10 protein-coding genes and 1 pseudogene are annotated in these 11,524 nt (G+C 34.7%); 9 read left to right on the top strand and 2 right to left on the bottom strand.

Annotation, left to right across the window (positions count from 1 at the left end; translation table 11 throughout):
• The first annotated feature begins 68 nt into the window (after positions 1-68).
• On the top strand, positions 69-725 hold the full coding sequence (locus J2Y03_RS23490) for a hypothetical protein (protein ID WP_310199031.1): 657 nt from the start codon (positions 69-71) through the stop codon (positions 723-725).
• A 202-nt stretch (positions 726-927) separates the two neighbouring features.
• On the opposite strand, the gene J2Y03_RS23485 is transcribed toward J2Y03_RS23490, so the two are convergent.
• Complete coding sequence (locus J2Y03_RS23485; protein WP_310199029.1) at positions 928-1,203, bottom strand: hypothetical protein; 276 nt, start codon at positions 1,201-1,203, stop codon at positions 928-930.
• Positions 1,204-1,884: 681 nt separating this feature from the next.
• On the opposite strand from J2Y03_RS23485, the gene J2Y03_RS23480 reads away from it, so the two are divergent.
• The 7 genes from J2Y03_RS23480 (at position 1,885) to J2Y03_RS23450 (ending at position 8,531) form a co-directional block, all read left to right on the top strand.
• On the top strand, positions 1,885-2,505 hold the full coding sequence (locus J2Y03_RS23480; RefSeq protein ID WP_310199027.1) for a reverse transcriptase domain-containing protein: 621 nt from the start codon (positions 1,885-1,887) through the stop codon (positions 2,503-2,505).
• Between the two features lie 323 nt (positions 2,506-2,828).
• A complete protein-coding gene (locus J2Y03_RS23475; protein WP_310199025.1) occupies positions 2,829-3,209 on the top strand; it encodes an NUDIX domain-containing protein in 381 nt (126 codons plus the stop codon).
• Between the two features lie 1,257 nt (positions 3,210-4,466).
• Positions 4,467-4,784, top strand: coding sequence for a PadR family transcriptional regulator (locus tag J2Y03_RS23470; protein ID WP_310199023.1), 318 nt, complete (start codon positions 4,467-4,469; stop codon positions 4,782-4,784).
• The gene (locus J2Y03_RS23465; RefSeq protein WP_310199022.1) at positions 4,771-5,328 is read left to right on the top strand and encodes a DUF2812 domain-containing protein; all 558 of its coding nucleotides are present in this window, start codon (positions 4,771-4,773) and stop codon (positions 5,326-5,328) included. The genes J2Y03_RS23470 and J2Y03_RS23465 overlap by 14 nt, the downstream gene beginning before the upstream one ends.
• Positions 5,329-5,344: 16 nt before the next feature.
• Entirely contained in the window at positions 5,345-6,610 is a 1,266-nt protein-coding gene (locus J2Y03_RS23460; RefSeq protein WP_310199020.1) for an erythromycin esterase family protein, read from the top strand.
• A 354-nt stretch (positions 6,611-6,964) separates the two neighbouring features.
• Positions 6,965-7,735: a hypothetical protein gene (locus J2Y03_RS23455; protein ID WP_310199018.1), complete on the top strand. Its 771-nt coding sequence runs from the start codon at positions 6,965-6,967 to the stop codon at positions 7,733-7,735.
• Between the two features lie 334 nt (positions 7,736-8,069).
• On the top strand, positions 8,070-8,531 hold the full coding sequence (locus J2Y03_RS23450; RefSeq protein WP_310199016.1) for a hypothetical protein: 462 nt from the start codon (positions 8,070-8,072) through the stop codon (positions 8,529-8,531).
• 315 nt (positions 8,532-8,846) lie between these two features.
• Here J2Y03_RS23450 and pdxR read toward each other — a convergent pair.
• Positions 8,847-10,242: pseudogene (gene pdxR / locus J2Y03_RS23445) on the bottom strand (MocR-like pyridoxine biosynthesis transcription factor PdxR).
• Between the two features lie 166 nt (positions 10,243-10,408).
• On the opposite strand from pdxR, the gene J2Y03_RS23440 reads away from it, so the two are divergent.
• A complete protein-coding gene (locus J2Y03_RS23440) occupies positions 10,409-11,248 on the top strand; it encodes a DMT family transporter (protein ID WP_310199210.1) in 840 nt (279 codons plus the stop codon).
• Positions 11,249-11,524: the final 276 nt, after the last annotated feature.

The following is an 11,524-nucleotide window of genomic DNA, read 5'->3' as shown; positions in this document are numbered from 1 at the left end:
ATAAAAGTTCTTTTAATTTCAACTCGTTCTTTAAATAATTATATAATGTTATCTATAAGAGAACGTAAATGGTGGAGAATGGTTTGTCTATATTTTCAAGATGGTTTAAAGAAAAAAGGGAAAAAGCACTTAACAATGAGGAGGAATCATTTGAAATCGAAATGGATCCTTACGAAAAGATGTGGTCTGAATTAAATGCTAATGCCGAAGCGAAAATTGCAGAAAGAAAAGCAAAAGAAAATAATGAAAAAGAAGATCGAAAACGTATAGAAGAAGCAAGAAATAAAGCATATAATCCAGGTTGGAAACCAACAGAGTTGAATTTAAAATCAAGAACTCCGATAAGAGTGTATGAAACTCGTTCGGGATTTGTAAAGAAAGAGTATGATATAGCGGATCAAGGACAGTACGTTGTCTCTTTAACCGCAAATGGAAAAATGGTAGCGGCTTATTCAGGGAAAACAATGCTAGAGGCTAGTGCTAATGCAATAAGGGGTGAGGATTATTATAAAACGAAGATACGAATTATCCGACCTCAACCAAGAATTGGGATGAAAGCTGATGAAATTGTAAAATTATCAACTTTAGGCGAACCTGATAATATTAAGAGAACTACTACTCAAAATGGGGTTTCAGAAATATGGATATACCGTAACAATTTAAACTTTTACGGATATATCTATTTAACTAATGGAGTTGTAACTGCAATTGAAGAAAACTACTAACTAATAAAAGGGAATTAATTAAAACGTGCTTTCTTATTCAACTTACGGGGGCTTTTGTTGAATAAGACATTTATTATTTTTATAAATCAGAAAAATGGCGTGCTAAACTGAAGTCAGTTTACACGCCATTTCCATTACCATATATGTGGTTTGCACCTTAAAACGGAACGGTTTAACTTTAGACTAGGGATTGTTTTATTTTTTATCCATTAAAGTTCTCATTAAAACGTCTTTCATATTCTTCCATTTCATTTCGTCTAAATTCCATCCTAGCATGACAGTGATTTAGGAATAATTCGAAATCATATTGAGCACTTTGATAATTTTGTGGAAGGATCAAATAGGTTAACTGTTCAAAGTAATGAAAAAATGATTTATCAAATTCGATTAGCTTTTCCTTCCATTCATCTAAATCGAATTCTCTTCTGGTAATCATTTGAGGTATAAATTCTTCTCCATCAATATTGAAGTTCATCATCATGTTATTAATATTGCTCGCCTAAGTCCTTTGTATATAAACTTCCTCAGTGTGTTACATAATTGTATAATTTTCTAACTTCATGTGTTAGTTCATTGGAGTTAAAAGCGACTAAATGCTGCATGAAATCTTGCCTGTCCCTTAAATCGACCATTTCTAGTAAACTTGGAAAGGTACACATTTGAGAATATTTATTGTAATAATCTTGTTTTTCCATAAATAAATAGGAATTGTCTCCGAGATAAAACCAAATAACTTGCCAAGATAAATCGATTGCGTAATTGTAAAAGGATAATGAACTTTGTAGAAATTTAGATCTTAAATATTTTAGATGCATTTCGTCATGATTAGATAATAATTGCCCGAAATTGTCACATTCAAAGTCAGAAAGATACGATCTTGCACTGCTAAAAGCAGTATATACATCCCCAATTTTATGTGCTGCATAAATGACACTAGGGATGAAATTTACATAATGAGCATCAGGAAAGCAATTGAAACTGCCTATCCAGATCTGATTGATAGCAATCTTCCAGATTGGAGTCAGGATCAAGCATTGCTTTCCTGGCTCTCAGAACTAAAGTAGATTAGTTATTATGCAAAGTAAATGGAATGAGAATCTTGAATTAACAGGCTTTAGTATGTTTACTTTGCATAATGTTTTACTTTGCATAAGGAGGAGTGATTTCTCCTTTACTAGCAAATATTTATCTAAATACATTGGACAAGCTTTGGTTAAAGAAATTCCATCACCTAGGAGAACTAATTCGTTATGCAGATGATCTTGTAATATTAACAAGAACAAAACAACAGGCGATTGATAGTATACAAGTATTACAGGCTATTATGAAAAAGCTAGACTTGACTATTAATCGGGACAAATCAAAACTGGTCCACTTGTTTGATAATAAAGAGGGGTTTGATTTCCTAGGTTTCCACAATCGTAAATTCGAAGTACATAATAAAGGGGGAAGACCCTTTTACGCTATGGCTCATATTCCGAAGAAGAATGCCATGATAAAGATGAGAGCAAAGATTAAGGCATATACAGAGCCAAGAAACAAGTTATATTTAGACATAAAAGAATTGGTAAAGGGATTAAATAGAAAACTGCAAGGTTTTAAGAACTATTACAAGATTTCACCAATTGCGTATAAGTGGCTAAATAAGATTGACTGGTATGTGCTCGAAAGGCTCACACTCTTTTACAACAAGAAAAAGAACACCAGAAGAAAACATGGTAACTTAAAGACTATTCAGGAGGAAGTAAATCATTTAATCGTGAAACTAGCACGGAATTAACCGTAATGCACAAGAAAGAAGAACATCGGAAAGCCGTATGAGGGGGAGCTGAAATTAAATGAGGATAGCGTAAGCTATCTCATTGAAATCAGTTCTCTACTCTACAACATATTGAGTCATTACAGGTATTAGTTACAGAAAACACTCTCCAAGTATTATTAACCGAACTAAATAATGTTGTAGGTAGTTCCACTACAACTTGCATAGAAGGTGGCTGACAAATTCCATCTTAAAAGGAGTAGGCTACTCCTTTATATACATATATTTGAAATCAAGTAAAAGGTTTCTTACTTTCATAAAGAATTTTATCATTCGAGGTATTTATGGGGTATTGTGAAGATATAAGAGAAATGATTGGGGATTCTCCACTAATCATCGTGCGACCTAGTGTAGCTATCATTAATTATAAAGAAGAAATTTTTTTGAGTCAAAACGTAGATGGAATCTGGACTATTCCAGGTGGCACTTTACAGTTAAATGAGTCAGTTGAAGAGTGTATTACACGAATTGTCTTTGAAAATATAGGCATAAATATCAAGGCGTTAAAATTGTTTGGTGTCTATTCAGGCCAGGAATTAATAAATCGAGTCGATGAAAGGTATCATACTGTTGCAATTGGTTATTTATGTACCGAGTACGAAGGAGAAATAACTCCAGAGAGTAATCAAGGAATAGAAGCCGGATTTTTTAGATTTAATCAATAACCCGAAGAAATCGACCCTCTTATTAAGAACAAATTAATTGAATTAAATGGACACTTAAAAAAATAAAATTCTATTAATTAGTTAACGGTTCCCATACTTCAAGAAGGAAGTATGGCTATTCTTATTGAAGTAAAGTGGTAGGTTAGAGGAAGAAGGATGGCCTTGTTCGATCTCATTTGACAGCTGACCTTTATATTGTAATTTTTGATAAAAATCTTTTTTGATTCGCCGATAGAACCTGAAATTTCGCTGATAGATCTCTGAAATTCGCTGATAGGATAAAATATTACACAGAAAAAAACCTTTTTAGGACGTAAAACTTAGCTCGGAGCAGCAATATTTACAAAAACAGCCTTATTATAAATACTTTCTATAAAATTCTCTTCTAAGATAACTGGAATCTATGCATCTTTACTATAAGTCTTTAATTTTCTGTTTTGTTTCAACAGTAAATCTAATTTACGAATAAGTATTTCCTTCTTTTTTTTCTTCTCTAACACTTTACTTTTAAGATTAAATGACATATTTGCACCTCAAAATTTATAATTTATAATTTTGATTATTAAAGACATATATAAGTAAGTTGAAGGCTGATAGAAAAATCGTATTGGTTCGTGAGAATACTTACTTTTTTAGGAGGTATTACCTCCTTGTCTTGCTTATTGTAATCAGACTATTTGCTTAACGTTTATATCATTCGACAAAATTCTCGTTTTTTTGTCCTTCGTCTTTTAAAAGTATCCTCTATAGGGAATAGGCATTACCAAATCTTACAAAAGTAACACCCCTTTTTGCTTACCAAAATTATTTATACCGTAGGTAGAAGGTCGTTTTAGAGGATAATAAACTAACTTTTTTAGAACTGACCAAGTGTGAAGAGTGAGTTTGGAGGAATGGTAGTAGATGATGTTGCTTATGGCTGGAAGGATGTCTCTGTACTATGGATGGAAGAAGAATAAAACTATACCATGTTGGACTAACTGGTACGTTGATCCTAGAAGGATTAACGCTTCTTTAACTTGTAGTTAATGTACTGCTGGTTGAGGTAGTTCAATAAATAATCTCATATAACACACAAAAAGTCGCTTTTCCTACATAAAGGAAAGCGACTTTTTAGATTGAAATTTGCCTTGTTATTAAGCTTTTTACTTTAAGTTCCTTTGATTAATTTTGAAAACATAGTTGACTATTCAGTTGAACTGTATTATGTTATTATTAAGTTCAACTATATAGCCGAACTGAATAGAGGGTGAGAAGATGAAACATAAATTATTGCCGTTGTCTGAAACCATGCATTATATTTTATTAGCTCTGCGTGAGCCACTCCATGGCTATGCTGTAATGCAGAAGATAGAAAAAATAAGTAATGGTATGGTTATATTAGCAGCTGGTACATTATACGGTGCGATTGAAAACTTGGATAAGCATGGTTGGATTGAGCCTGTTGGAAATTCGGGTCGGAGAAAAATTTATATGATAACTGCCGAAGGAAGCGCCATTTTGAAAATGGAACAAAACAGGTTATTGCATATTTTATCCCTGTACGAAGGAAGTGAATCGAATGAAGAAATTTAAGATATTTTTTGATATTGAAAAAGAGGAGCAATGGTTGAACGAGCAATTACAAAAAGGCTATCGTTGTACAAATATTAGTGGATTAGGAATATACATTTTCGAAAAAACCGACAAGAGATATGTGATGCGACTGGATTATCAAGATTATTTATCAAAGAAAAAGTTCAAAGATTACAAAGGGATATATGAAGACTTCGGTTGGATTTATATAAATGGCTCCTGGCTTGGTGGAATTCGATATTGGCAAAAAGAAGATAATGATCAAAATGAAATCTTCTCGGATCGTCAATCAAAGAGTAATTATTATAAAAGATTGATGGGTTATTCATTTTGGTTGGGTATGCTGTTTTTGGTTTCTATGCCTGACAAGGGTTTATATTTAGCCGAAGGTCTTTGGAGTATGAAAGGTGCATTATTTTGGAAAGCATTTTTATTTGAAACTCCATTTGCCCTTTTAAGGTTGCTTCCCGCCCTTATGGTTGTTTTCTTTGGTAGCAGTTTCTATAAAGCTTATCGAAAGTATTCAATGTTAAAAGAAAAATAATACGAGGAGGTGTAAAATGATATTTTTTAAGAAAATTTCCTTATTATTTGCGACAATATTTATTTCGGTATTATTAGTAGGTTGTAACCGTGGTACAACAGTTGACGAAGCCGAGCAATACATTTCAACCGTAGAACAAATCGATATCCCAAATGACGTAAAAGTAATAGGCTTGGGAGAAGCGACACATGGTAACGTTGAACTTCAAGAGTTGAAAAAAGATGTATTTGAGGTATTAAATAAAAAAGAGAATGTCCATGTCTTTGTCCTAGAGGCAGATTTTGGAGGTGGGCAGCAGATTAATCGTTTTATTTTAGGGGGAAATGGTACTGCTGAAGAAGCCGTGAACGCTCTTGATTACAGCATTTATAAGACGAAGCAAATGATCAATCTTATTCAATGGATGCGTGATTATAATGCTACGGCGAGCGAAGATGAGAAAATATATTTTTACGGAAATGATATGCAGCGATATGATTACAGTAAAAAAGGTCTGCTTGATTATTATGAAGTTGTTAACATGGATGCGGAACACAAATATGCAGAACAACTGGAACATGCTTCAAATAATACAATGAGGTCGTTATCGGCGAGTCAGCTGAAGGAAATTGATAATGCGCTCGATAATATCGTTTTAGATTTACAATCAAATAAAATGGTTTATGTAGAACAGTCATCTCCAGAAGCTTTTGCCTTTGCTTTACAGTATGCACAGCTTATGAAACAACGTACAGCTCTATTTTTAAATGATGGGGATTACTCACAACTTCGTGATCAGTATTTAGCTGACAATTTGCAATGGATTTCTGAATTCGAAGCAACCCGCGGTCATGATATGGTGTTATTCTCGGGACATAATGGACATGTTGAAAAAACATCTGCCTCGTTAGCTGGTTATAAATCGATGGGAAGTTATTTAAACGAGTTATACGGTCCGAAATATTTTGCGATTGGCACTGACTTAATAAACAGCGAATTTCAGGCCTTAAACCGCAACTCCGATAAAAGAGAGACTTTCACAGTCAAGAACCATAATGGTCTAGTGGATGCATTTAGTGAAGTGGAGCCAAATATCTTCTACGTCGGATTTGAAAAAGCTGAAGAATCAAAGGATTTCTCGGAAATTATCAATAAAGAGCAAAAAATGATCAATACAGGGGACGATTTTAAGTCCTGGTATAAGATTTCGAAAATGTTCTATACAATTAAAATGACACCAAGTCAAGCCTATGACGGTATTATTATTGTAAAAGAAGCAAATCCTACAACCGTAATTGAATAACAATGTTAGGTATAGAATTGCTGTTTAGGGCACAAATGATTGGCAGTTAAATTTTGTTAAGCAATTAATAGAATGCGATTCTATCAAAATGAATCAGCGTTCAATAATAGGGCGCTTTAACAGGGGAAAGGTTGCGCTTCCATCGGGCCAAGATTCTTGAATAACAGCAGGTAATTTGATGTTTATATAGAAAATAAACTGTCAAATGAAAATTGCAATAGTGCAGGAAATACAGGAAAAAGGATTGGCGAGGAATGATTGAAATTGGGAGAAGAGGAGGGGCAAAAAATTAGGATAGTAATCAAAAGTCGGTCGCCAAAAACGGTTCTTATCATTCTTTTTTTCGTGTTTTTAGTGTCGATATACGGGTACCATCGACTAGAGAAAGACTTTGTATATCCGGTTGTGCCTATAGCGATCAAGGCTGATTTTTTATCAGAGGCATACTTTTCTGAACTCTCAGAGCGGTATGAACAAATTCGCTCTGAGCATCGAAAATGGTATATATTTGATACATCCAAAGCAATTGCATCACATGCAATCCTAACGCCTATAATGCGTGATCTGGTGGAAAATCAAGAGCTTCTGAATGGGCATAAGCAATTTGATCTGTTTTTTGAGACATTTGATCAACATGTCAAACAACTCCCTTATATCACGGAAGAGATTCATTATTTTCGCAATGATCTGAATCGATATGGAGGGGCGCCTGAACAATTAGAAGAAATGATTGAACTAGTGGCATGTGGCAAATGGCAGCTATTCAGCGCTAGATATCACCGGTATGAAGTTAGCCAATATGACGCTGCTTATAATGTGAAGTTTATATCATCGAATGGTCGCTTTGAAGTTGTCTATCATGCTGAGACGGGTCAGATGGTAAACGATCCGGTAAACATGGGCACGTATAATTATGCGCCGGGGAGTATCCATCCATGGAAGTATTACCAGCACCATAAATACGATAAAGTTCCCTGGAAGAGATGGGGTAATACAGATCAGATTTCATACAAGGAAATTACAAAGAAGCAGTCAAGGCATAGCTCAACAGAGCAAAAGAAAAGTACAGAAGAACTCCATAACTTAATCAAAAACAAAATGTCAGATTCACAGAAGTGTCGATAAGCATCTATCCTGAAGGATTTGAAGTTCTAAAGGACAGTCCCCCACACAAGTGAAATTATACATATATTTATTCCATTATAGGTCGCTTTCCTGTAATAAGGTAAGTGCTTTTCCCATTATAGGGTCATTTAATAGATCAAACAGAAAATTTTAAAGGAATGTCGATTATGTAAGGATTCACTAAACTCATGTAGGTAAGTGAAGAAGTGAACTATGGTATGTTCTAATTTAACTAGAACAAATTTAATTAGTAGAGTACAAAATGATTCGTTAGTCATTTTTTCTGAGATTTGGGACATCCTCATAATATGTAGATTACTAAGGAGGAAAGACGATGACGAAAGAAAATGTAGAAAATCCGGAAGTTAGGAATTTTGAAGTTGAACAAATACTTAGTGGCCACCCAATACATAAGAGACACGAATTCTCTTTTACTGTTGATGGAGATGAGTTTAAAGGTCATTTTCACGAGGGTGAAATTACGTGGATGCATCCAAATCCAAAACAAATATTAGGTGAGGAAAAAGAAGCGAAAATCGAAAACAAAATCCGCGAATTGTTGGGGCAAAGTGGGATTTCTGGTTGGATTAATGATATTGAAATGAAGCAAGTGTTTGAAGACAGACCACACGAGCGCCGTCAAGTCATTCTTAAAGTGCAAGGACAAGAGTTCAAAGGGTTTGTTCACGAAGGAGAAATCCATTGGTTTCATCCTCATCCAAAACAAAAGCTAAAAGATGAGCATGTTGAAGCGATTGAAACAGAGATTTATGAAAAAGAGGCGGATACTTTCTAAAGGGGGTAGCGTCAGGGATTGACAGTCTACCAAGTTAAGGTAATAAAACGGCTGACTTATAGGTAGTGTAGTGTTTTCAAAATAAACTATAATCATTAAAATGCCAAAAATCACGACTTTCGATCAAAAAAGCAGGGATTTTTGGCATATTTAATGGAATTAGGGAAATGAATAATCTATTATTGCTTATTCAAGAAAAGGGCGCTTTCCTGTAGTAAGGATTACGCTCTTTTTGCATTTAAGGGCTAGATAATTGAAGAAGTATAGCTTCTAGAAAAATAAAAAACCGCCCGAATAAGGGCGGCAGGAAATCTCTTATCTTAAACCCCAAGATTTACTCAGTAAATAAATCCCTCTTTTTATTTCTTCTTCTGATACTCCTGAAAATCCTAAAGAAATTGTTTTAAATTCATAACCTTTTTTGTATGAATCAGATACAGGATAAACTCTTACACCATGATTTTCAGCTTTTTGTATGAGTTCTTGTTCACTTAACTCTAAATAAACATCAATGAGCATTCGTGGACCGGAATTTTCCCCGTGAATTTTAACTTTATCACCTAGCTCACTTCTAACTGCTTCTAAAATGATTTTTCTTTTCTTACGGTAAAGCTTTCTCATTCTATTTAAGTGTTTTTGCCATTCTCCATTTTGTATAAACTCCGCAAGAGCATATTGATTATTTGAAGAAACCGTTTGTTTAAATAGCGAGGTAACCTCAGTTGCTTTCTTTAATAATGACTGCGGAAGAATCATATAGCTAATGCGTAGTGTAGGAAGAAAGGACTTTGAGAAACTCCCTAAATAGATAACACGATTTTCCTTATCAAGCGCTTGTAAGGAAGGAATAGGTTGACCACTGTATCTAAATTCACCATCATAATCATCCTCAATAATAAACGAATGATTATCAGCTGCCCATTTTAATAATTCTAGCCTTCTATTAATTGTCATAATTCTTCCTAAAGGATATTGATGCGACGGTGTTACATAAATTAAGTCAGGGATGTTTTTCTTAACTGCGTCCATTCTTAAACCTTCACTATCTAGTGGTAAAGGGATGATTTCTTTTCGATTTAACTCAAAAATTTCTCTAGATCTTGGGTATCCAGGTTCTTCGAAGCCCACTTTTAAACTGGTGTTTAGAATGTGACATAACATCTGCAGGAGGTAAGAGGTGCTTGCACCAATAATAATTTGATTTGGATCGCAATTTACGCCTCTGGATTGGTAAAGGTACTCGGTTATAAGTGTTCGAAGCTCAATCTCTCCTAAGACGTCACCAGGTCGACAAAGCTTTTCTGAATACTTATCTAAGCTAGCAACCACGCTCTTTCTCCAAGCAGAAAGGGGGAAAAAACTAGAATCAACGTGACCATAGTGAAAATCAATGATCTCATTTGTTATTACATTAACATCTTGCACAGGTAATTCAGCAGTCTTTGAATCAGGGTGTATCAAAAATGACTCATCATAATCTGCAAAAAGCCCGCTCCTTGGCTTACTTAAAATATAGCCTTCTGCTAAGAGTTGATCGTATGCTCGTTCAACAGTTGTTTGACTAATAAGTAGTTTTTTGGCTAAATGTCTTTTTGAGGGAAGTTTCATCCCTTTTTTAATTCGCCCATCGTGCATATTACTTTTAAAGAATTTAATAAGTTTGATACAATGGAATTTTGGAATCCCTGTCTAAAAACGGCGTTAAGTCCATTGATGGTACCCCTTCAAACTGACTTTGTTAAAAAATATAAAACTGGCCTTTTTCAAAAGGTCAATTTAAGCTTACGTTTATTATAATCAATATGATTATTTTGACCAGATAATTCAAAATATAGGATTCTGGAGTGATTATAGTGAATGTAACAGCAAAAGGTTGAATTTATGGTTTTATAGGAGTACTTATATTTAGCGGTTCCCTTCCTGCAACTCGTGTTGCTGTCGGCGAGCTTGATCCATACTTTCTTACGGTATTTCGTGCCGCAATTGCTGGATTATTATCCGTGTTAGTCATAATGATTTTAAGAGCAAAACGACCTGAAAAATCTGATATATTATCACTAATTATTGTGGCGCTCGGAGTTGTTATTGGCTTCCCACTTCTCACTGCTTTGGCACTTGAGCATAATACTTCTGCTCATGCCATAGTCTTTTTAGGTCTTCTTCCATTGTCAACAGCCATATTTGCTGTAATAAGAGGTGGCGAACGACCCAGCCCTGTTTTTTGGGTCTTCTCGGTAATAGGAAGCTTATTGGTTGCAGGGTTTGCTTTCTTTAAAGGAGGAGAGTCTTCGCTACTTGGCGACTTTTATATGTTAATCTCTATAATAGTTTGTGGCTTAGGCTATGCAGAAGGGGCTAAATTATCTCGTAAATTAGGTAACTGGCAAGTAATTTCTTGGGCGCTTGTATTGTCCCTGCCCTTTATGGCCATACTCTCAATTTATCTTTTTCCAAGTTCTTGGGAAGGAATTAGTATTGGAACATACGTGAGTTTAGCTTATGTTTCCTTGTTTAGCATGTATATAGGATTTGTTTTCTGGTATAGGGGTCTTTCTCAAGGTGGCATAGCATCAGTGGGGCAGTTACAACTATTGCAACCATTCTTTGGGCTCTTACTTGCAGCTGTTATTCTTCAAGAGGAAGTTGACTTTTTACTCGTTCTAGTAAATGTCGGTGTGGTGTTTTGTGTTGCTGCAGCAAAACGATTTTCAAGGTAAAAGCTTTTATAAACAGAACGTACCGGGTGTCTAATAACCTTTTAACAATGTAAAGGTATTTGAATTTGCAGTAACATAAGATAGTATAGTTCTTCAACAATCGGGCGCGTTTATTTAGGAACGCGTCTTTTTTGTGTATAGGGCCAGATTGTTTAGTAACGCTAATTAAGAGAAATGGAGATTGTGAAGAAATGTACTGTGCGAAACGTTTCCTTATAAGTGCTAAAGCACGAAATAGGAGGATTGCTGAAACGCAATTATAACTGATTAATCGAA

Source organism: Neobacillus niacini (assembly GCF_031457145.1).
Lineage (GTDB): Bacteria > Bacillota > Bacilli > Bacillales > Cytobacillaceae > Neobacillus > Neobacillus niacini_J.
Note: the sequence above shows the minus strand (reverse complement) of the source record. Positions and strands in the feature narration are given on the sequence as shown.

Coding starts and splice junctions, on each gene's coding strand:
- J2Y03_RS23460 (WP_310199020.1), top strand. CDS start 5,345: ATGATATTTTTTAAGAAAATTTCCTTATTATTTGCGACAATATTTATT.
- J2Y03_RS23475 (WP_310199025.1), top strand. CDS start 2,829: ATGGGGTATTGTGAAGATATAAGAGAAATGATTGGGGATTCTCCACTA.
- J2Y03_RS23450 (WP_310199016.1), top strand. CDS start 8,070: ATGACGAAAGAAAATGTAGAAAATCCGGAAGTTAGGAATTTTGAAGTT.
- J2Y03_RS23485 (WP_310199029.1), bottom strand. CDS start 1,203: ATGATGAACTTCAATATTGATGGAGAAGAATTTATACCTCAAATGATT.
- J2Y03_RS23465 (WP_310199022.1), top strand. CDS start 4,771: ATGAAGAAATTTAAGATATTTTTTGATATTGAAAAAGAGGAGCAATGG.
- J2Y03_RS23490 (WP_310199031.1), top strand. CDS start 69: ATGGTGGAGAATGGTTTGTCTATATTTTCAAGATGGTTTAAAGAAAAA.
- J2Y03_RS23470 (WP_310199023.1), top strand. CDS start 4,467: ATGAAACATAAATTATTGCCGTTGTCTGAAACCATGCATTATATTTTA.